Here is a 20,063-nt window from a genome sequence, read left to right as displayed (position 1 = left end):
ATCAAAGTTTCGAGTGTCAGCCAAAGAAGGGGAACGAATTCCGTTCCCCTTCTTTGGTCAAATTTGTTCGAGATACTTCAGCAAGTCGGCCATTTCTTGCGGACTCGGTTGAAACTGCGGCATTGGTGGGGTTTGCCCGCTGGTGACTTGCCGGATCAGATCCAATTCGGATTTGCGCTCGGAAACTCCGTGCAAGTTGGGCCCGACTTGACTGTCTGAAACGGAGATGTGACAACCCGCACAGTTCATTTGAAAGATGGCGGAACCCTGAAACGGGTTGCCCGTGAGGGATAGGACGCTTTTGACGTAAGGATCGGCGACTTGAAATTGACGTATTGTGATAATTGCCAAGATGATGGCAAGCAACACCGCTAGCGCAAATATGGCAAGTCGCTCGATCGGGTTTTTAATTTCATTCCTGGCAAGTTGGTTATTCAAAGGAGTTCAATTAAAAATAGTATCTACAAGAAAATTTATTTCTCATAACATAGCTTAATCGTTCGCAGCGGGGAGAGCAAGGTCTGAGACCCACGGAAGGCTGCTTTTGGGAAAATTCATCTGTGTAAGTGCTGGTAATATTAAAAATAGGTTGTTAAATCTTAACGTTGAGGAGCTCTCATGGTAGAACCGCTACTTTCAGGTATTGTTCTGGGTCTAATCTTTGTTACTCTGGCGGGGCTGTTTTTTGCTGCTTATCAGCAGTACAAGCGCGGCGATCAGTTGGGTATCAATAAGTAAAAGGCTTGTAGGGGCGGTGCCTTGAGTGCCCGCCCTGCCTTGAGTGCCCCCCGACTCATCCGTGTATCCGTGTCCAAATCCGTGTTGGGCTATTCGCCTTTGTTTGTTAAAGATATCGATCGAGAATAGCAGCAGTTTCCAAGCCTGTTTTTTCCCAGCTAAATTGTTTTGCCCTAGCCAAACCGAGCTCCCGCAAGTGCGATCGAACTTTGGCATCGACTGCAAGCTCTTGCATAGCAGAGGCAATTTCCTCGACGCTGTAGGGGTTGACTAATAACGCGCCGTCCCCCGCCACTTCGGGCATTGAAGACAGGTTAGAGGTGATGACAGGAGTGCCGCACCCCATTGCTTCGAGCACGGGGAGCCCGAATCCTTCCCAAAGACTGGGGAAAACCAGGGCGATCGCTTGGTTGATGACTTTGGGTAAGTCTGCCGCGGGGAGGTAATCTAGGAATTTTACTCGATCGGCCAATCCCAATTCTTGAACCTGCGCCTTCAGTAGCGGGGTATAGCGTTTGTCTTCCGAACCTGCTATCCACAATTCGTACTCGGAATTATCATGCAAAGCAGCAAAGGCTGCTACAACTCGCTGCACGTTTTTATACGGATTGTGGCGGCCGATATAAAGAAAATAATTGCTTGTTGGCAAGTCTAAAAAACGGAAAAAACTGGTATCGTATCCGGGGAAAATTGGCGTAATTAAATTAGTAGGAATATTGCAAAAATTAGCGATATCTTTGGCAGTTGATTCAGAGTCACAAATGACGTGTTGAGCCTGCCGCAGCACTTGGGGAATGTAGTAGCGGTGGTAAGGTGTCAGAGGATCGAAGCGGCGGGGAAATCGCAGCGCTATCAAGTCATGTACTGTAATTATATAGCGGCAACCTGCAAATAGAGGAGCTTCGGGAATTGGGGAAAATAACAGGTTAGATTTTAGCTGTTTGTAAATTTTGGGGAGTTGGGTTTGTGTCCACAGCAATCGGTTGATGTGTCCTTTGGTTCCTTGTTCGGGTGTTAGGTTGGCGGGGATTTGGTAGCAGTTGTTATTGGGAATTTTTTCGGCTGTTAGTAATGTTGGGTTGAGGGGTTTTAGGTGGGGAAATAGGTTTTTGGCGTAGATGGCTAAGCCGGTTGGTTTGGAAATTAGGAAGGAGAGGTTGATGAGCAGGTTGGATTGGGGATTGGGCATGGGATAATATGTAGAGTGCGGTTTTTGGGTGGGATTTTTTTTATTTAACCGCAGAGGGCGCAGAGGACGCAGAGAGGAGAAAGGAAGAGAGGGAAGATTTAAAGATATTGTTGTAAGATGTTGGCGGTTGCTTTTCCGGTTTTGTGCCAACTAAACTGAGATGTTCTGGCTAAACTAGCAGTTTTTAAGTTCGATCGCACTTTTGAATCTGTGGCTACTGTTTGCATGGCTTCGGCTATTTCTGGGATGCTGTAAGGATTGACTAATAATCCGGCATCTCCGGCTACTTCTGGCATTGATGACAGGTTGGATGTGATGACTGGTGTGCCGCAAGCCATTGCTTCTAAAATTGGTAAGCCGAATCCTTCCCAAAGTGTAGGGAAAACTAGGGCGATCGCCTGATTCATCAGTACGGGCAATTGAGAATAGGAAACGTAACCGAGAAATTTTACCAAAGATTGTAAACCTAATTCTTCAACTTGTGCTGTCAACTGCGGCGTGTAGGCATTGGGAGGCCCTGCTAGCCACAATTCGTAGTTTGCGCGATCGGGTAAACTCGCAAATGCAGCAATTAATCTCTCCAAGTTTTTGTAAGGATCGTGTCTGCCGGTATAAAGAAAATAATTTTTGGCGGGCAAGTCGAGATATCTAAAATTAATATTATCGCAAGCTAGGGGAATGGCGGTCATTTTCTTAGAGGGAATCTGAAAAAAGTTAGCAACATCTGCCGCCGTTGCTTGAGAATCGCAAATAATGTGTTCTGCTTGTCGCAAAACCTGCGGTATGTAGTAGCGGAAATAAGCTGTTAATCGAGAAAACCGTTGGGGAAATCGCAAAGGAATTAAATCGTGAACTGTGACGATGTAGCGGCAGCCGGAATACAAAGGTGCTTCGGGAATAGGCGAAAATATCAGGCTTGACTGCAATTTTTTGTAAATTTTAGGTAAGTTGAATTGAGTCCACAGCAGCCTGTTAATTTGTCCTTTTGACCCTCGATCCGGTGTCAGAGTTTCTGGGATTTGATAGCAAGTATAATTGTTAATTTGCTGGGAAGTCAGTAATGTTGGTTCTAGCGGTTCCAGTTGCGGGAAAAGATTAGCGGCGTAAGTCCCGATTCCAGTTGGTTCGGGTGTTAAGAAGGACAAATTGATTAACAGTGAATTAGACATGATTTTAGGGAAAGATATCCGGCGACTGGAAGTCGCGACTACACATACAAAGTCCGCCTACGCGGACTAAAGAAAACGCTAATAAAATCGACTTTGATATTAGTCCTATGCAAGAGGACTTTAGCTTTGAGCCCGGGGTTTTAACCCCTGGTGGACTATTTAATTAGCCTTTAAGTTCGATCGAGCATTTGAGCTATATCGGCAGGATTTGGCAGCCGAATTGTAGCATACTCTTGGTGAATAATATCAAAAAAACTATTGACTTTTTTCTCAAAATGTGCAAGTCTAAAGTTCTGACTGCGTTGCTGTGCACCAGCTTGAAGTTCTGCTAGCAAATCGGGATTAACAATTAGTTGATGTGAATGCTGGCACAGTTCCTCAACGGTATTGAACAAAAAGCCCGATCGCCCATGTTCCACAATTTCCGGTTGGCCGCCACCGTTGAAAACAATCGGAGCACAATAGTTGTGCATTGCTTCCACAGTCGCCATCCCGAAATGCTCAAATCTTTGAGGATTGACTTCACCCAAACCGCAGCCGTGCCAAAATATACTTGCTCTAGCATAAAGTGATTTTACCTCATCAAAGTCAGCATTGACTTTTAGCTCGATCGCCCTTGAATCTTGCTTCAATAAGTTCTGAACAGTCTTTAAATAAGGATTTTTCGGAATGCTGCTGCCAACCAAAATTAGTCGCCATCCTTGAAAATCTTCGGGATAATCCGCTAGCAAACTGCGGAAAGCTTTAATTAGTTCAATTTGCTTTTTTGTTCCCCCAGCTTCAAACTGTCCCACAGCCAAAATTATTTTTTCTTTCGGCACTTTAACTGTTGCCATTTCCACGGGCGGATAAAGCAGAAAAGTTGGCTGTAGGTTCCAGCGTTTTTCCAACCACTTGACGGTAAATTGACTGTTGACAATAATGAAAGTGTAATCATCGACAGCAAAGTGACGGTTGCGGAAGGTATTGGGAAAGTGACAGAAAAATACTGAAATTGGCGACAGTGGTTTAACTTTTTCCAGTTGGTTCGCGTTGATGAAAATATCGTAGTTTTTGCTTTCTCTGGCAATTTCATCAAAGGGATTTTCCATATCTTCCACGATGATGCTGGAATCGATGCACTGCATTCCGCGTTTATCGTAAAACGCCAAGGGCATAATTTTAATTTTGCATCCTGAAAGGTTGAGTCCGTACCACGATTCTAAGTCGGAAACAGCAACTGGTTTGTTGGCGATAAAAGTAATGTCAAATTCATTTTGCAGCAGCGAGGCGAGGGTAGCAACGTATTTTTGACCGCCACCAATAAAATGCAGTCCGTGATCGTAAATGGCGATCGACATTTTGCGATCGCCCCGAACCACCTGTAAGCGAGACAAAATGCGATCGATCTTCATCCGACTGTAAATCACCGCCAACTTTTCCGACAACTGTGGCAATACAGTTTCGATGATTTCTGGTTTCTGATAATCTAGCAGTTTTTTAATCGCTACAAATATACTCTCGAACAGCAAATCGTACTGCTTGTTAGTAAAAAAATCCGAAGTATGAATTCCTTTGACTAATTGCAACGGTTCATGTTTTGCCAAATACAAAAACCGATTGCGGTTGCAGAAATACTCGGTAAGTTTGCTACCTTTACTCGAACCCCGATACTCGTGATGGGCGATGGCGGCGGGAGTATAAAGCATTTTCCAACCGCGTTTGTGGCAGCGTTTTGCAAACTCTACATCCTCAAAATACATCACAAAATCTTCATCTATAGGCCCCACATCTTCCAGACATTTCCTGCGGAAAAGCACCGCCGCCCAACAAAGCCCTTCGACTTCCCGTTCTGTATCGTACTGTCCCGCATCTTTTTCGCCAAAGCCGACATCTTGCCAATAAAAGTTAGGTAATTGCTGAATACCAGCGCTGTTAATTCGCCCGTCTTTAAACAACAATTTGCCGCTAGTCGCACCTACTTCTTTATTAGTTTCTAGCCGTTTTACAAGAATCTCTAACCAGCGACTGTCAAGGGTAGCATCGTTATTTAGAAACCCGATATATTGCCCTTTTGCTTCGCTGATGCCGAGGTTGAGGGCTTTCGCAAAGTTGTTGGCAGTATTGACAAAAATCCGAACTTTGGGAAATAGTTCGCGCAGGAAATTAACGGAATCGTCTTGAGAACAATTATCAATTACAATTAAATCGAGTTGCGATTCGGGATACGCAAGTTTTTGTAGAGATTTTAAGCAATCTTTCGTGTGGCGCAGACCGTTATAGTTGACTATAATTAACGAGCATATGGGCAGTGCAGTCATTCGATTTTAGATTTTAGATTTTAGATTTTAGATTGAGGAATTTAAGGATTGAAGAATTTTCGATTTGGGATTAAATCATTGAAAATTTGAATCATTGAAAATTTGAAGAATTGAGGAATTTTCGATTGGGGATTTAGGATTTTAGATTGAGGAATTGAATAATTTTCGATTTTTGATTGAAGCATTGAAGCATTGCTCTCGCGAATAAATCTGGGGCCTTGTGACCAAATTATTTTGGGTCATCTTTGATGCTTTATTTTTGTCGATCGAGCAATTGAGCGGTAATCTTCTCTAAAATAGCAGTATGTTGCTGCTGCACTGCTTTAATTTGCTCTATTTCAGACTGAAAAGTTGCGATCGCTCTTTGTTGAGTCTCAAGCTGTGCTGTAACTTCGGGATATTCGCTGCTGAATTCCGATTCAATTTTTTCAAAGATAGTTTGTTGATTTTCTTGCAATTTTTGCAATTGTGTGCTTAATGTATGCACGACCCGCGTATTAGCAAAATTGTAAATTACTTGTCGTTCGAGTACCGGTCTGAGCAATTTTCGGACTATTTTCCTAACGACGATGACTGCGGAACCGAGTCGCCTTTGGTAAGAGGTAATGGGGATATTATAAATGTCGAAACCTGCTTTTAAAAGGGCGATATCTTCGTCATCTTCATTTTGGGCGATCGCACTATTTTCTGTTCCCAACAGCGACAGCTCAGCAATACCAATTCGCGGCTCCAAAGTTTGCCGCAATTTATGTATTATCTGTTGAGTTGGTATTTCTTCGTACTGCAAACTTTCCTCTCCTTTAGATAACTTACTATGACTTATTATGGAACAGGAATCTTTGCTGTTTCCATCATTGTAATTAATTGTGGAACAGGCCGGAAAGCCTGTTCAAGGGCGGGCAGGATGCCCAACCCCTACTCCCCACAAGAAAATTTATCTCTTGCTAAATCAGGATTATTGCTTCCGATATTGGCAATATCTCAATTTAAGCTATAGCAATCCTAAATCATTTGTGAATTTCTTACTCCCTCCCCGAACCCGCGGGGAGGGTTGGGGGGGGGTAAAAAGTTGACGACTCCTGCAAGGATTGCTATAACTCAATTTGACTGTCATCACCAATCATAAACCGCAGAGCTTTTGGACGAGCCGGTGCATTGGTGAGTTGAGCTCGCTGCCCGATCACGCTGTCAACAATTCGCTGGTGAATGCCAACTATTTTCGCCCCTTGCAATATTACACTGTGTTCGATATCAGCATCAATCATCGTCACGCGATCGGCAATACTGCTGTAAGGCCCGATAAAGCAATTTTCAATGCGGCAATTTTCCCCAATAACCACCGGCCCGCGAACTGTAGAATTAATAATTTCCGTTCCTTCTCCTATTTGCACTCGCCCGATAATTTGACTTTTCGCGTCTACTTTTAATTCAGTTGAAGCTACGATACAGCTATCTAAAATGATTTGGTTTGCACTTAGCAAATCGTCTTTTTTCCCCGTATCCAGCCACCAACCCTCTAAATTGCAGGCTTCTACCTGTTTTTCCTTATTGATGAGTTGTTGAATGGCATCGGTGATTTCCAGTTCGCCGCGGGGCGAAGGTTGAATTTGATCGATCGCCTCGTGGATAGTAGGAGCAAAAAAGTAAATCCCCACCAGTGCTAAATTGGACGGCGGAACCTTGGGCTTTTCTACTAACTGCAAAACTCGGCCTTTCTCATCAACTTTTGCCACACCGAAAGCAGAGGGATTGGAAACGGGACGCAGCATAATCAGAGCGTCTAGTTTCTGCGTGTTAAAAATCTCTAAAAACGGATCTAACTGATTCTGAATTAAGTTATCTCCCAAATACATAATAAATGGAGAATCGCCCAAAAACGGTCTGGCAACTTTTACCGCGTGAGCGAGCCCTGCCGGCTCTGCTTGCAAGATATAAGTAATTTTCGCACCGAAGCGAGATCCATCTCCTGTTTTCGTCTTCACCTCTTCCCCGGTTTCGGGACTAATAATAATCCCAATATCCGTAATCCCAGCCGCCACAATTCCTTCAATTCCGTACCACAGTATCGGCTTATTTGCTACAGGAACCAACTGCTTAGCACCCGTATAGGTGAGGGGACGCAAGCGTGTTCCTTTACCGCCAGAGAGGATGAGTGCTTTCATTGGGTGAACTCTGAGTTATGCTTTAGGGTTTGCGGTGCTGGCAACTATTGCCTGCACTTGTTGCTCTTGTTGATTTTAAACTACCGCTACCCCGCTGGCAATAGTTGCAGTGTCTCCTGACACCAATGATTTATTTTGCTCATACTTTTATAGTGCTGGACACACAGAGTTTCAATCGATTTTAGATTTTAGATTTTAGATTTTAGATTTTAGATTTTAGAATTGACTTGCGCGAGATAAATACGTTCGGCAAGTTTCATCGGATACAGGTTTTTTATTTCTGGACGGATGAATCACGTGGCGGGTATCCTCGATGCTTTCGGTCAGAAACCAGGTTTATTGCCACAGGAAGCAGTTAAAAGCTGAGTTTTTTGTCAAAAAAACCCTTTCTTAAGGTTGCAAGTGCGCCCGTCCCGATTTAATTGTCTACCCTTTTAATAGCGGCCATATCGGGCAATCAATTGACTACCACTATTGTTTTGATTTGTCAACCAAGCCCACATCTGATCGCCCAGACAAAAATGCCACCATTCGTTTGGATGCTGCTGAAAACCCGCAGCTATCATCGCATCTTTTAATATTTTCCTGCGACGGTGATATTCTTGTTTTTTCGGATCCTTACTATTACAGAAGTAATCTGGATAAGAACGTTCTGATATTTCATCAATCGGAGAACCCATATCAATTTGCAGATTGTTTTCATCCACTAAAGTTATATCTAAAGCTGCACCTGTACTGTGAGGGGGCGGCGTTGCGCGATCGAGGCTCGGTACTGCCCAAAATTGATATACGTGTTCTATAATCACTTGGCGTTTGTCTTCGGAAACCGGAAATTCGCAGCCTTGAGCTAGGGCAATTTGATTAAAAGTATAATCTACCATAAATTGCTGAACTTCCACCGGCCGATAAGCGTCAAATATCAGAATTTTCCAATTTTGATGATTTTGCTGTAGCTGGGTTTGAGCGGCGATTAAACTATCTACAACTCCTTGCCGCAAGTAGAAAGGGGAATCTGCTTTGCTGTTGTGATAGGGTGCACCCAACTTTTGATAAGGGTGCGGTATTTCAAAGGCAAAATGTTCTGCTGGAATAGGGACTAAAGGTTCGCCACATTCGTCGATCGCTATTTGCTGGTATGGTTTCATATCAAGGTGTTACCCTACTTTATGATTACTGATGAACTACAATACTCAGTATATGCTTTTCACTTGAGTCAGCCGCGCGGCAAATAGCAAAGCAGCTAGAATATCCTCATGTTCTAAATCGTCATAGTCATCTACAATTTCTTTAGCATTCATACGAGAACTGAGTAATTCAAGAATTAACTCTACTGGATATCGGAGACCGCGAATACAGGGTTTTCCGTGACAGATATTTGGATCGAGTGTGATGCGCTGCAAAAGTTCGTTTTCCATATTTTAGGAGCACATATTAAATATATCCTAACCTAAAGAGCGTAGCTTTCGATCGGTTTGTAGTAAGGACTTTAGTGCTTTCAATCTTCACCTAAAGTCCTAAAGTCCTTACAGCCAAAAAATCCTAACTTTGGCGGTAAGCAACTACCGCATAAAATGGATCGCCGCTTGGTATTCGCAGCATTTGCATAAAACTCGGCAAGTTAGGCTTGCGAGCAATTACTTCCGGCTTGCTAAATCCGGGTATATTCGCTCCTTTGACAGAATCAAAGTAACTCTTGACTAATTCTACCCGATCGCCCTCGGAACCTTCCCGCCAAGCCGCGATCGCCTTTTGATAAAACATCCGGTTGGAAAAGCTCATAATTGCTACGCCACCAGGCTTCAAAATGCGGTGAATCTCGGCAAAAATCGCATCCGGGTGCTGCAAATACTGTACCGAAACACAGTTGACAACGGCGTCAAACTCTGCATCCGGCAGTGGCAATTTGGGATTTGCGTTCAAATTCTGCACGAAATAATGATTCAGTCTGCGATTTTTTGCCAACTCTTCTTCATTCATGCCGTGCCCTTCAACATGGGCAAATTGCATCTCGTCGGGCAAGTGAGAAACCCAACTGCTCATCATATCAAAGACCCGAGTATTCGGTTTCAGCCGTTCCCGATACAAATCGGTTAGTTGCTGAATGAATCCATCGTCTACGTGCGTTACAAACCGAGGATAGGAGTAGAACAAATTGTCGTCGGTGTCATCTAACTTGGTGCGCTGGTCGGCTGGAAGCAACATAAATTCAGATCGCGAACTAGATTTACTCTTTCTAGTTTAAGAACAATTAAGAATTGTTAACATATCCGGCAGAGGGTGGATTCCCGCTTTTAGCGTAGCATTCGATCGCCAAAAAACTGACTTGCACCCTTTGGGGCTTGTGGCAAGAAGACGGTTTGCCGACTTCCAGCATTGGCGACAAACTGCAAGAGGTAGGCCAGACGCTGACAGGCGCGATCGATCGCATGGAAGAAACAGGCCTAGTCCGCCGGGAGAGATCCACGCGCGGCTGACAGATGCAGGTAGGGAACTGCAAAACGTCCTACCGCCGCTAGTAGCTGAAATCCGAGACAAGTCAATGACTGGAATTTCACAGCCCGATCAAGAACGCTTCTGAGAATCGATCGGGCGATCGTCAATCTTTCCTAAACCGACAAATCGCTCTTTTGGATGAAACGCAGGAGCCTCTACCTCTACTAAATTATAAATAACCGCAAAATACTACGCACTCTTAAAAACAGCAGTCTTAATAAATACTTGGACACGGATACACGGATGAATTTATAAGTCGGGGATTTGAGTTGTTTAGGGTTAAGGCCGACTAGCAGCAGAAATCCCGGACTTCTGGGAGTTGGAGAAGTTTGAGAAGTCGGGAATTTGATTATTTTCGGTTAAAGGCGATCGCCCTTGCAATATCATCTTAAAAAGTTAGGTATCTGGTATAGCGATCCTCGCATCATTTCCATAATTCTTGTAGGGGTAGCACTACCCCTACAAATCCTCATGAATGATGCGAGGATTGCTATAGTGAAAACCCAACCGAAATCTCGTTCACCAGCTAGAAAACGTATTGTTGCTTTGTGATGAGTGGCGATCGATTCAAATCGGAAAAATCTAATTGCCAAGAAAACCCTTCTATGGTATACTAGAAGATTGTGAATATTAATCAAAAGTAAAGTAACAAGCCGGGAGAAATCAAAATGACACAGCAAACCCTGCACGGAACCAGCCGCAAAAGAAAAAGAACATCCGGTTTTCGCGCCAGAATGCGTACCGTAACCGGTCGATTGGTAATCAAAGCTCGCCGCAGCAAAGGTCGCCACCGCCTCGCAGTCTAGCACTGCATCAAGGTTGAGAGGCCTCAACGATCGCCCTACGCCATGTTGCCCGATACAAACCGACTTAAGCACCGAAAAGACTTCAGCGCCGTATACCGCAAGGGAATGCGCCGTAACTCGGCCCATTTCAGCTTAAAAGCTCTGCGTAAACCAAAAAGCGCCGACTTTGCGAAACCGACAGCCGAAAAATCCTTGCAGCCAACTCGCACAGGCATTTCCATCAGCCTGAAAGTCAGCAAACGCGCTGTAGTCCGCAATCGGATTAAGCGTCAGATTCGGGCAGCTTTGCGACAGCTATTGCCCCGATTAAAATTCGGGTGGGATTTAGTAATTGTCGTGCGTCCGATCGCACAAGAGTGCAATTATGCAGAAATTCTGCAAGAATTAGAGCAGTTGTTGGTAGAAGCCGAGGTACTAGATGGGAATTCGAGAGGAAGTATATTATGAAGGCGGCCCCGCGCCCGGAGACTTGATCCTCAATTTACTCCTGGGGCTGACTGTGGTGGGAATCCCCCTAGCAGTAGGAGCAATTGTCCGGGCTCTGTGGCTGCGGTATCGGATCACGAGCCGCCGAGTGTCCGTAACTAGCGGTTGGATGGGGGGCGAACAGACAGACGTTATCTACTCAGATATAGTCAAAATCGTCACAGTACCTCGCGGTTTCGGGACTTACGGAGACATGGTGCTCACCATGAAAAATGGCAGCCGCTTGGAACTCAGAGCTATGCCGAAATTTCGAGCAATGTATGACTACATTAACGAAAAACTGCCCGCAGCCGCTCAAAAAGCAAACGCGGCCCAAGCTAAATAACCGAACCGCTTTCACCCAGATTAGAGGCCCAATTCAGTGCGAGTATTGGCAAACTCATTAAAACAAACCCGCAGACCGGGCGGTCGATCGACGGGCAATGTCCTAAGATAGAGACAAAACCCTAAAAATTGAGGCGGCTCGCCTTCAGCGGGTAAAAATAGTTCTCAACAGCAAACATAGAGCACCTAAATTAACTCAAAGCGAATGGATTTCGGTATCTCGTTTCTCTCCAACAACCTCATGCTTCCGATCCTAGATTTTTTCTACGGGATCGTGCCAAGCTACGGTTTAGCGATCGTAGCTCTGACGCTCGTGATTCGCTTTGCTCTTTATCCTCTCAACGCAGGCTCTCTTCGCAATATGCGGCGCATGAAAGTAGCGCAGCCATTGATGAAAGAGCGAGTAGATCAAATTCAAAAACTCTATAAAGACAATCCTGCCAAACAGCAGGAGGAAATGAGCAAAGTATACAAAGAATTTGGTAATCCTCTAGCAGGATGCTTCCCCTTAGTGCTGCAAATGCCAGTGCTGTTTGCACTGTTTGCAACGCTCAGGGGTTCGCCGTTTTCTGACATAAATTACAGCGTTAACGTTCAAGTTTTGCCCAAAGAACAAATCGAAAATGTTCAACCGCAAGCTTTTGCTACACCGCCCCAAAATATTTACGTCACAGGTACTTTTCATGCTCCAGTTGTGGGGGTAATTCCAGGGGGCGACAAAATCGCAGTCGGCGACACAACAAAGATAAATTTTCAAACCCCAGAGGGCAAACCTCTAAAAGTTTTAGCTGCAGAAAATAAGAGCGAAATCGACTTTGAACCCGGCTGGAAAGTCATCAAAGGCGAAGAAACTGTCAAGGTAGATGAACAGGGCAACATCACAGCCTTAGCGCCCGGTGAAGCCACAGTTCAAGGCACAATCCCCGGATTGGCTAGTAACAAAGGATTCCTGTTTATTGAAGCTCTAGGCCGCGTTGGCGCGATCGACTCAGACGGTACACTCCACTGGGATATTTTGGTGATGATCCTGGGCTTCGGCATCAGTTTGTACATCAACCAAACCCTTTCAGGACAAGCACAAGGGCCAAACGACAACCCCCAACAGGCTACAGTTAACAAACTGACGCCAGTCATATTTTCAGGGATGTTTTTGTTCTTCCCGCTGCCCGCAGGCGTGTTGATGTATATGCTGATTGCTAACATCTTCCAAACAGTTCAATCGTTTATTTTGTCGCGAGAACCGCTGCCCGAAAACCTCCAAAAAATAGTGGACGAAGCAGAGGCGAAAACCCAAAAAGAACAAGGATTAGATGCACTTCCCTTTGAGCCCAAGCGTTCTAAGAAAAAGGCTTGATTTTAACAACAATGAAAGACTCTCAAATGCAGCGCGGACAGGCATGGTTAGAAGAATTGCTACAACTGTCCGCAATTCCTTCAAAAGTGGTATGCGAACAACAAAAAGATTGCTATTGGATGACAATAGATGAAAGCAATCTGACTCCCGAACAAGTTGCAATCTTAGTCGGGCCAAACGGTAATGTAATAGATGCCATTCAGTACCTCTGTAACACGGTTCAGAATATAGGTCAGGAAGTAGAGGAGTCAATTCCTTATACAGTTGAACTAAATGGCTATCGCATCCGCCGCCAAGAGGAATTGCGATCGATGGCAGAGTACGCAGCAGATCAAGCCCGATCGACGGGAGTTGAAGTTGAAATAAAATCGCTGTCTTCGGCAGAACGCCGTCAAGTCCACAGCTTTTTGAGCGAATGTGAGGATATAGAAACTTACAGTCAAGGACAAGAACCCGATCGGCGTTTGGTAGTGCGGCTGCGCTGACGCTAAAGAAGGAAGAAGGAAGAAGGAAGAAGGAAGAAGTTAAAAATTAACTATTCCTTTTGACCTTTGAATTCAAGAAGTAGGAAGGCAAAAGATTATGGAGACAATTTATATCCCTCATCTCCTCACAAAAAGTGAGCGGAAAGAGGTCATTGATTTTGAAGAATTTATCCCCGATTTAGAAACTCTTACTCCGGTGCGAGGACGACTGCAAGTGACTCACCAAGGGAATTATCTTGAGGTGAAGGCGAAAGCAGAAACAATAGTTACTCTCACCTGCCACAGATGCTTGAAACAATACAATCATCGTTTGGCACTCAACTCATCGGAACTAATCTGGCTCGAAGAAACAGCAAATCAAACAGATTCCAGTTCAGCAGAAATAGAAGTGGCTTTAGAAGATTTGGTGGAAAATTTGTCCCCAGGTGGCTATTTCTCTCCGGGCGATTGGGTGTACGAGCAAATGTGTTTGGAACTGCCGCACAAACAGATATGCGATATTGAATGTCCGGGAATTTCTTTAACTGATGATGCCAATACAGAAAGCACCGAAACAGTCTCAGACAGTCGCTGGGCGTCTCTGGAAGCACTTAAACGGCAATTGCCTTAGTCAGTTGGCATTGGGCAGTTGGCAGTGGGCAGTTGGCATTAGCTAATAAGAAATAACAAAGAACAAATAACAAATAACCACTGACAACTAACAACTAACCACTGACAACTGACTAATGACTATTTTTAGCGACGAGTTTGAACTACTCCTGCGATCGCGCTACCCCCTAATTTACATTCCCACACGGGAAGAAGAGCGCGTAGAAGCCGCGATCGCCCAAAGTGCCAAAAAACAAGGTTCTCGCGCCGTCTACATCTGGGATTTTGTTGATGGCTACCAAGGCAATCCCAACGATACAGGTTTTGGCAAGCGCAACCCGCTCCAAGCTTTGGAATTTCTCGAAAAATTGCCCGCCAGCGCGCCGGCAATTTTTATTCTGCGCGACTTTCAGCGGTTTTTGGAAGATGTCTCGATTTCCCGCAAGCTGCGGAATTTGGCGAGACTCCTCAAATCAGTACCCAAAAATATTGTCATCATATCTCCTATAGTTTCGATCCCCGAAGACCTCAGCGAAGTGATGACTGTTTTGGAGTTTCCCCTGCCTGCGGCGGCGGAAATCAAAATTGAGGTAGAAAGGCTATTAGGGGCTACCGGACAAGCCATTGAGGGGCGTTTGCTGGACGAAATAGTACGCTGCTGTCAAGGGCTGTCGATCGAACGAATCCGCAGAGTTTTGGCCAAGGCGATCGCCACCAGAGGCGAACTCCATTCCGACGACGCGGAACTGATTTTAGAAGAAAAGCGCCAAACAATTCGCCAAACTCAAATTCTGGATTTTTACCCTGCCCGCGAAAATATTTCCGATATCGGCGGTTTGGACAATCTCAAAGAATGGCTGCTGCGACGTGGCGGTGCTTTTACCGATCGAGCTCGCCAATACGGTTTGCCCCATCCCAGAGGTTTGTTGTTAGTCGGAATTCAAGGAACCGGAAAATCCTTAACAGCAAAGGCGATCGCCCACCACTGGCATTTGCCTTTACTGCGGTTGGATGTCGGGCGCTTGTTTGCCGGATTAGTCGGAGAATCGGAATCCCGCACCAGGCAAATGATTCAGCTAGCGGAAGCTTTGGCCCCCTGCGTGTTGTGGATTGACGAGATTGACAAAGCTTTTGCCGGATTAGACGGTAAAGGGGATTCCGGGACAACCAGCCGGGTGTTCGGGACATTTATTACTTGGTTGGCAGAAAAAACTTCGCCGGTGTTTGTAGTCGCAACAGCCAACAACATCCAGTCTTTGCCGCCAGAAATGCTGAGAAAAGGCAGGTTTGACGAAATATTTTTTGTGGGTTTGCCCAGCCAGGAGGAACGGCGGGCGATTTTTGAGGTACATTTGTTGCGGTTGCGATCGCACAGCATCAAAAATTACGATGTAGAGCGCTTGGCTTACGAAACTCCCGATTTTTCAGGGGCCGAAATCGAGCAAACTTTGATTGAAGCAATGCACATTGGGTTTAGCCAAAATCGAGACTTTACCACTGATGATATTTTAGAATCAGCTAGTCAGATGGTGCCCTTAGCCAGAACGGCTCAAGAACAAATCCAGTTTCTCCAAGATTGGGCCGCTGCTGGGAAAGCTCGCCTTGCTTCTAGATACGGCAGTCTGAGCCGCCGGATTCAAGGCTAACCTTTTGAAGTCAGTAGTCAGTAGTTCGTAATCACTTGTCAGTGGGCAGTTACCAGATTTTACTCAATATTCAGCAGTCAACACTCAACCTTCTTCCTTCTTCCTTCTTCCTTCTTCCTTCTGCCCTCTGCCTTCTGCCTTCTGCCTGACATCCGTTACATCCGTTACAGCATCCGTTGCCGAACTTCCTTCATTTGCGGTTTTATGAACACTGTATATAGCGTTTTCAAATTTTTAGTGGGTTTTCTGCTCGCGATCGTCCTGATGGCAGGTGCTAGCGTGGCTGCTGCACTTTACTTTGCCGCTAAGCTAACTACTATCCCCGAAAAACCTGTTTTTTCCAACGACAAAACACCAGCTCAGGTTGCGGGCGCTGCGCCGAAGTCAACAGCCCAGGCTAGCCCTGTTTCTACATCTAGCGATGCCCCGTCTCCCAAACCGCTGGAACCGGGAGCTTACCGCGCGATGGTGACTCAGCCGATCGGCTTAATTCTCCGCGATACTGGTAGCCGAGACTCGAACCGCATTGGCGGTGTTGCTTACAAGGAAAGAGTCGTAGTTTTGGAAGAGTCGCCCGACAAAGAGTGGCAGCGAATTCGCATTGAGGATGGCAATCGCGAAGGTTGGGTCAAAGGTGGCAATACTGAAAGAATTGAGGGCGAATAGGAATTAGATAACAAATATACTCATCTCATTGTGAGGGCAGCGAACCAATCGCAGTGTGAAAATTGTTCACCAACGCCGGGTTTTTTCCTGTGTATTGTTGCCAAGGGCTATATACACATTTATTGCAAAAAGTCAAGTTAAATTTATTTTCGATATTTGAGATTGCAGTTTGATGCGCTGAGACTGCGGGTGCGATCGCCCCTGCCAAATCCTGAATTTGACATAAAAGCCCAGCAGACAAAAGGTTTCAAGAGCTCAAAGTCAACATAAAAACTTGAAAAAACATAATTTTAACTTATGTAATTCAGGAGAGTATGTTAAGAAAATTAGCAAAATTTTAAGGTTAGTTGCAAAACCCAGGCTGTTGTCACCGCTGAACAGGTAAGAGTGGTAGCTTGGATTACAAGATGTAAGTTTTCTGCTATTGAGCTAGCAACAATAAAAAATATGTACGACAAACGTCCCGATCGAGATTTGGCGACTGCTGCTGTTACTGCGGCTTTGGGAGCTGGGGTCGTTACCTCTTTTGCCGTGAGCAGAGGCCAAAACCCGCTGGTAGCCCTCGCAATTACTGTTTTTGCAGCAGGAGTAGCTGTAATTTGCGATCGGTTCGGCTTAATTTAAGCGAGCGTCGATTTTTTAATACACAGTCAACTTACGAGATGTTACACCATTCTCAATAAGCTTTTTATGAACAGGCAAGAAGCCTATTCCACAAGAAAATTCACTCTTTGTGGAACAGGCATCTTGCCTGTTCTTAAGAATGATGCAAGATGTGAGCTTATCAAAAAATCCCCGCCCTATTTGCAACTAGCAAAAGTGGGGATTTTTAGTGGCTAGTTTTTTCGTTAATCAGCGGTACTTTCCCAGACGCACTCGCCACATGAAGAAGCCGCGTTTCTTAACAAAAAACCTGCGATTTCAGGCTCTTTACCCGACAACAAATTAAGGTGAGGACAACCTGCGCCCAAGTCTTGTGGGAATTTCTGCGGCAGCCAGATAAAATATTAGCCAGCACTACCCCAGAACTTAATTGTCTTTTGACCTTAAAGGCTAAGACTATGCCTGCAAACTTTTTTGCTGAGTCTCGCGTCTCTAGAAGCAGCAATGCTATCTTGGTTGTTACCTGTAATTATTTTTGACAGTAAATTTTTTAGAAAAACGGGTGCTTCGCGCTTTCCCAGTAGAACTTAGCGTTGATAAAATCCAAGCCAAGCGTGCTAAAAATGATTTTTGGCAGTTTGCTCACACAACCCACCCACAATTTCACACTAAAAAATTATGGAATCTCTTGCTTACCTCGAACTTGCTCTTGTTTGCGAAGCACCCGCCGAGTCGAAAATTTTTGATGAGCCCAAGTGGCAAAACCTATCGAGTCAGACTTACGTCCGTTTGCTGTCTGTGGCTTTGATGCTGTCGGTTTTGAGTGCAGCCGGTTCGGCTTTTGCTCAAATAGATCCGGGATATCCAAATTTGCGCTCTGTTCAAGACAGGTTGCGGGAACTCGGTTATTTTCCCAGATCATCGACAGGTCAACTCGGCCCGGTAACAAAACAGGCGCTGACTAACTTTCAGCGAGACTATCAACTGTCGCTGACTGGTAGGCCCGATCGAGCTACTGTGATCGCACTCAACAGTTTTGCCGGGGACGATCGACCTTTTAATACTATTTATACAAATTATCGGGAGCTGCGTTTTGGAGACGCGGGTGCAGATGTTTCAGCTCTCCAGCGCAGGTTAAAGCAGCTAGGCTACTTCAGCGCCCATCCCACAGGGAGTTTTCGCGAAGTTACTCAAAATGCGGTTAGATACTTCCAGCGAATTAATCGACTGCGGGTGACTGGAATTGCCAATAGGCAAACTTTAGCTTTGCTGTTTGGTTCCACCCGGCCGATTCCCCCCGTTACTCTTCCGGGGGATATTTCGGGAAATGGCGGTTGCAAGGGGCTGCGGTTCGGGGACAGAGGGGCGACGGTAGACTTGATCCAGCGGCAATTAAAAGCTTTGGGCTATTTTGAAGGCGGCGTTGACGGCAAGTTTCGGGAACGCACTCTCTACGCTGTGACTCGTTTTCAGCAAGATTACAATCTCGTTTCTGACGGCTGCGCTGACACTGCTACTTTGACTGCTATAGATGCCCAGATGAGGCAAGCTCAAATTACCTCATGGACTGAGGAAGATTATCAACAGAGTAATGCCGGAGATTTTCTGGAGTTGGGCGACAGAGGCCGAGAAGTAGAATTTGTCCAGCGGCGGCTGCAAGAATTGGGTTATTACAGGAGCCAGATTCACGGTTGGTTCGATCGACCAACTCAAGCAGCTTTGATCCGCTTTCAGAGAGATAGCGGGATGTTCGGGACTGGAAGAGTCGATCGCAGCACTCGATCGGCTTTGTGGCAAGGCAACAGGCAGGCCTCCGCGCCTGTGCCGCAAATTGCCGCTGGTTTGCGACGGGGCGATACTGGGCCTGCTGTCCGACAACTTCAGTCTGCGCTCAGAAGTCTGGGCAAAAACCCCGGCCCGGTGAACGGAGTATTTGGAGCCGAAACCGAGTTTGCCGTGCTGTCGTTTCAGCAGGAACGCAATTTGTCACCGGCGACGGGTATTGCCACTCCGGCGACTTGGGCTGCGATCCAAAATGGATTAGCTGGGCGGGTAGCTGTTCCTGCTGTTCCAATTAGCAGCAGTTTCAACTCTCGTCGATCGAGCATTCAGCAATTACAAAGGCGGCTGCAAGACCTCGGCTTTTACACAGGCTCGATCAGCGGAGTTTTTGATACTCCCACGAGAGACGCCCTCGATCGAGCTCAGCGCAGTTACGGGGTCAGCAGCGACGATTTGTTGAGCCAAACTTTTTAGCCCCAGCCTTGCGGCTACATCAAGGAAATCGGGTTTCTGCTTTCCGACTCATTCCTGAAATGATGTATTTTTCCTAAGAAACCCGGTTTCCGCGTAACTGCGATCGCACTTGGGCTACCGATTTTTGTTAAAAATTGTAACAAGCCGTACTTAAAATGCGAAAATAGTGTACCGTCACTCGATTGAATCCGGGGCGCTGCTGCCGTTTTGGGCGATCGACCTCGGACAAGACCAATTGCTGGAAACCAAAGACGGCCATCCCATCCGCAAAGCTTCGTGGCACACCGTATGAATGGTTAGCTGGCAGTCTAGCAGGTGCAACCCGGACTTTTCAGCTTGCTTCATGCCAATTTTCAAAATCGAATCGTTGTTAAATTCGATCGTTCTGTTGCACTGAACGCAGACTAGGTGGTGGTGGTGATGCGGGTAAGGCTGGTTTATTTCATAGTGTTTGTGACCTTCTGCTAGTTCGAGTTCGCGGAGGAGGCTCATCCTTGCCATTAACTTTAAAGTTCGGTAAATGGTGGACAAGCTAATGTTTTCGCCGCGATTTTTTAACAAAGTGTACAAATCCTCCGCACTCAGGTGATTGCCTTTGGGGAGGTTCTGAAACACGTGCAAGATGGTTTCCCGTTGGGGAGTCATCCGCCAGCCTTTGTCATTGAGTTCGGATTTGAATGAGGACGCGGTATAAAGTGCCATAGTGACCCTCTCAAGAAAGTCTGCCTATTGACAATAATACACAACGATCGAGATATTTTGCAAATATCGCAGCTTATTGAAAAAAGATTGAGGAAA

At 45.6% G+C, this 20,063-nt stretch carries 22 protein-coding genes; 12 read left to right on the top strand and 10 right to left on the bottom strand.

From position 1 onward, the window contains the following. Window positions 1-57 precede the first annotated feature (57 nt). Complete coding sequence (locus QUB51_RS03575) at window positions 58-438, bottom strand: cytochrome c (protein WP_333057942.1); 381 nt, start codon at window positions 436-438, stop codon at window positions 58-60. A 180-nt stretch (window positions 439-618) separates the two neighbouring features. Between QUB51_RS03575 and petG the strand changes: the two genes are divergently transcribed. After that, on the top strand, window positions 619-738 hold the full coding sequence (gene petG / locus QUB51_RS03570) for a cytochrome b6-f complex subunit V (RefSeq protein ID WP_006632329.1): 120 nt from the start codon (window positions 619-621) through the stop codon (window positions 736-738). A 106-nt stretch (window positions 739-844) separates the two neighbouring features. On the opposite strand, the gene QUB51_RS03565 is transcribed toward petG, so the two are convergent. The 8 genes from QUB51_RS03565 to QUB51_RS03530 form a co-directional block, all read right to left on the bottom strand. After that, window positions 845-1,927 carry a glycosyltransferase family 1 protein gene (locus QUB51_RS03565; RefSeq protein ID WP_333057943.1) on the bottom strand — a complete coding sequence of 361 codons (1,083 nt, stop codon included), beginning with the start codon at window positions 1,925-1,927 and terminating at the stop codon, window positions 845-847. Between the two features lie 98 nt (window positions 1,928-2,025). After that, on the bottom strand, window positions 2,026-3,096 hold the full coding sequence (locus tag QUB51_RS03560) for a glycosyltransferase family 1 protein (protein ID WP_333057944.1): 1,071 nt from the start codon (window positions 3,094-3,096) through the stop codon (window positions 2,026-2,028). 170 nt (window positions 3,097-3,266) lie between these two features. Continuing rightward, a complete protein-coding gene (locus tag QUB51_RS03555) occupies window positions 3,267-5,396 on the bottom strand; it encodes a glycosyltransferase (RefSeq protein ID WP_333259115.1) in 2,130 nt (709 codons plus the stop codon). Between the two features lie 253 nt (window positions 5,397-5,649). Next, entirely contained in the window at window positions 5,650-6,183 is a 534-nt protein-coding gene (locus QUB51_RS03550) for a hypothetical protein (protein WP_333057946.1), read from the bottom strand. A 304-nt stretch (window positions 6,184-6,487) separates the two neighbouring features. After that, window positions 6,488-7,558, bottom strand: coding sequence for a glucose-1-phosphate thymidylyltransferase (locus QUB51_RS03545; protein ID WP_333209822.1), 1,071 nt, complete (start codon window positions 7,556-7,558; stop codon window positions 6,488-6,490). 434 nt (window positions 7,559-7,992) lie between these two features. Beyond that, window positions 7,993-8,703 (bottom strand): M15 family metallopeptidase, encoded by a 711-nt coding sequence (locus QUB51_RS03540; RefSeq protein WP_333231449.1) that lies wholly within the window; start codon window positions 8,701-8,703, stop codon window positions 7,993-7,995. 45 nt (window positions 8,704-8,748) lie between these two features. After that, window positions 8,749-8,973 (bottom strand): DUF433 domain-containing protein, encoded by a 225-nt coding sequence (locus tag QUB51_RS03535; RefSeq protein WP_333057949.1) that lies wholly within the window; start codon window positions 8,971-8,973, stop codon window positions 8,749-8,751. Between the two features lie 124 nt (window positions 8,974-9,097). Further along, entirely contained in the window at window positions 9,098-9,760 is a 663-nt protein-coding gene (locus tag QUB51_RS03530) for a class I SAM-dependent methyltransferase (RefSeq protein ID WP_333209826.1), read from the bottom strand. Window positions 9,761-9,897: 137 nt separating this feature from the next. Between QUB51_RS03530 and QUB51_RS03525 the strand changes: the two genes are divergently transcribed. The 11 genes from QUB51_RS03525 (at window position 9,898) to QUB51_RS03475 (ending at window position 19,265) form a co-directional block, all read left to right on the top strand. Continuing rightward, window positions 9,898-10,032 (top strand): MarR family transcriptional regulator, encoded by a 135-nt coding sequence (locus QUB51_RS03525; RefSeq protein ID WP_333231454.1) that lies wholly within the window; start codon window positions 9,898-9,900, stop codon window positions 10,030-10,032. Between the two features lie 687 nt (window positions 10,033-10,719). Continuing rightward, window positions 10,720-10,857 carry a 50S ribosomal protein L34 gene (gene rpmH, locus QUB51_RS03520; RefSeq protein ID WP_015174196.1) on the top strand — a complete coding sequence of 46 codons (138 nt, stop codon included), beginning with the start codon at window positions 10,720-10,722 and terminating at the stop codon, window positions 10,855-10,857. Window positions 10,858-10,899: 42 nt separating this feature from the next. Then, window positions 10,900-11,304: a ribonuclease P protein component gene (rnpA, locus tag QUB51_RS03515; RefSeq protein ID WP_333057956.1), complete on the top strand. Its 405-nt coding sequence runs from the start codon at window positions 10,900-10,902 to the stop codon at window positions 11,302-11,304. After that, window positions 11,276-11,668, top strand: coding sequence for a PH domain-containing protein (locus QUB51_RS03510; protein ID WP_333057957.1), 393 nt, complete (start codon window positions 11,276-11,278; stop codon window positions 11,666-11,668). The genes rnpA and QUB51_RS03510 overlap by 29 nt, the downstream gene beginning before the upstream one ends. 204 nt (window positions 11,669-11,872) lie before the next feature. Continuing rightward, on the top strand, window positions 11,873-13,021 hold the full coding sequence (gene yidC / locus QUB51_RS03505; RefSeq protein ID WP_333057958.1) for a membrane protein insertase YidC: 1,149 nt from the start codon (window positions 11,873-11,875) through the stop codon (window positions 13,019-13,021). A gap of 11 nt (window positions 13,022-13,032) precedes the next feature. After that, a complete protein-coding gene (locus QUB51_RS03500; protein ID WP_333039170.1) occupies window positions 13,033-13,506 on the top strand; it encodes a R3H domain-containing nucleic acid-binding protein in 474 nt (157 codons plus the stop codon). Between the two features lie 97 nt (window positions 13,507-13,603). Continuing rightward, window positions 13,604-14,116, top strand: coding sequence for a YceD family protein (locus QUB51_RS03495; protein ID WP_333057959.1), 513 nt, complete (start codon window positions 13,604-13,606; stop codon window positions 14,114-14,116). Between the two features lie 115 nt (window positions 14,117-14,231). Then, window positions 14,232-15,740, top strand: coding sequence for an AAA family ATPase (locus tag QUB51_RS03490; RefSeq protein WP_333259118.1), 1,509 nt, complete (start codon window positions 14,232-14,234; stop codon window positions 15,738-15,740). Window positions 15,741-15,944: 204 nt separating this feature from the next. Continuing rightward, window positions 15,945-16,406 (top strand): SH3 domain-containing protein, encoded by a 462-nt coding sequence (locus QUB51_RS03485; RefSeq protein WP_333057961.1) that lies wholly within the window; start codon window positions 15,945-15,947, stop codon window positions 16,404-16,406. A 447-nt stretch (window positions 16,407-16,853) separates the two neighbouring features. Further along, on the top strand, window positions 16,854-17,030 hold the full coding sequence (locus QUB51_RS03480; protein WP_293253839.1) for a hypothetical protein: 177 nt from the start codon (window positions 16,854-16,856) through the stop codon (window positions 17,028-17,030). 657 nt (window positions 17,031-17,687) lie between these two features. After that, a complete protein-coding gene (locus QUB51_RS03475) occupies window positions 17,688-19,265 on the top strand; it encodes a peptidoglycan-binding protein (RefSeq protein WP_333259121.1) in 1,578 nt (525 codons plus the stop codon). 174 nt (window positions 19,266-19,439) lie between these two features. Here QUB51_RS03475 and QUB51_RS03470 read toward each other — a convergent pair whose 3' ends face one another. Continuing rightward, window positions 19,440-19,967 (bottom strand): transcriptional repressor, encoded by a 528-nt coding sequence (locus QUB51_RS03470; RefSeq protein ID WP_006632310.1) that lies wholly within the window; start codon window positions 19,965-19,967, stop codon window positions 19,440-19,442. Window positions 19,968-20,063 lie beyond the last annotated feature (96 nt).

The organism is Microcoleus sp. AT8-A3 (assembly GCF_036705675.1).
Classification (GTDB): domain Bacteria; phylum Cyanobacteriota; class Cyanobacteriia; order Cyanobacteriales; family Microcoleaceae; genus Microcoleus.
The sequence above is the reverse complement of the archived record's forward strand: the minus strand, read 5'-3'. Positions and strand labels throughout refer to the sequence as shown.

What these genes read in the sequence shown, in the direction of transcription:
- yidC (WP_333057958.1), top strand. Translation starts at nt 11,873, where the DNA reads ATGGATTTCGGTATCTCGTTTCTCTCCAACAACCTCATGCTTCCGATC.
- rpmH (WP_015174196.1), top strand. Translation starts at nt 10,720, where the DNA reads ATGACACAGCAAACCCTGCACGGAACCAGCCGCAAAAGAAAAAGAACA.
- QUB51_RS03555 (WP_333259115.1), bottom strand. Translation starts at nt 5,396, where the DNA reads ATGACTGCACTGCCCATATGCTCGTTAATTATAGTCAACTATAACGGT.
- QUB51_RS03560 (WP_333057944.1), bottom strand. Translation starts at nt 3,096, where the DNA reads ATGTCTAATTCACTGTTAATCAATTTGTCCTTCTTAACACCCGAACCA.
- QUB51_RS03495 (WP_333057959.1), top strand. Translation starts at nt 13,604, where the DNA reads ATGGAGACAATTTATATCCCTCATCTCCTCACAAAAAGTGAGCGGAAA.
- QUB51_RS03470 (WP_006632310.1), bottom strand. Translation starts at nt 19,967, where the DNA reads ATGGCACTTTATACCGCGTCCTCATTCAAATCCGAACTCAATGACAAA.
- QUB51_RS03475 (WP_333259121.1), top strand. Translation starts at nt 17,688, where the DNA reads ATGGAATCTCTTGCTTACCTCGAACTTGCTCTTGTTTGCGAAGCACCC.
- QUB51_RS03490 (WP_333259118.1), top strand. Translation starts at nt 14,232, where the DNA reads ATGACTATTTTTAGCGACGAGTTTGAACTACTCCTGCGATCGCGCTAC.
- QUB51_RS03530 (WP_333209826.1), bottom strand. Translation starts at nt 9,760, where the DNA reads ATGTTGCTTCCAGCCGACCAGCGCACCAAGTTAGATGACACCGACGAC.
- QUB51_RS03480 (WP_293253839.1), top strand. Translation starts at nt 16,854, where the DNA reads ATGTACGACAAACGTCCCGATCGAGATTTGGCGACTGCTGCTGTTACT.
- QUB51_RS03510 (WP_333057957.1), top strand. Translation starts at nt 11,276, where the DNA reads ATGGGAATTCGAGAGGAAGTATATTATGAAGGCGGCCCCGCGCCCGGA.
- petG (WP_006632329.1), top strand. Translation starts at nt 619, where the DNA reads ATGGTAGAACCGCTACTTTCAGGTATTGTTCTGGGTCTAATCTTTGTT.
- rnpA (WP_333057956.1), top strand. Translation starts at nt 10,900, where the DNA reads ATGTTGCCCGATACAAACCGACTTAAGCACCGAAAAGACTTCAGCGCC.
- QUB51_RS03545 (WP_333209822.1), bottom strand. Translation starts at nt 7,558, where the DNA reads ATGAAAGCACTCATCCTCTCTGGCGGTAAAGGAACACGCTTGCGTCCC.
- QUB51_RS03540 (WP_333231449.1), bottom strand. Translation starts at nt 8,703, where the DNA reads ATGAAACCATACCAGCAAATAGCGATCGACGAATGTGGCGAACCTTTA.
- QUB51_RS03500 (WP_333039170.1), top strand. Translation starts at nt 13,033, where the DNA reads ATGAAAGACTCTCAAATGCAGCGCGGACAGGCATGGTTAGAAGAATTG.
- QUB51_RS03485 (WP_333057961.1), top strand. Translation starts at nt 15,945, where the DNA reads ATGAACACTGTATATAGCGTTTTCAAATTTTTAGTGGGTTTTCTGCTC.
- QUB51_RS03565 (WP_333057943.1), bottom strand. Translation starts at nt 1,927, where the DNA reads ATGCCCAATCCCCAATCCAACCTGCTCATCAACCTCTCCTTCCTAATT.
- QUB51_RS03535 (WP_333057949.1), bottom strand. Translation starts at nt 8,973, where the DNA reads ATGGAAAACGAACTTTTGCAGCGCATCACACTCGATCCAAATATCTGT.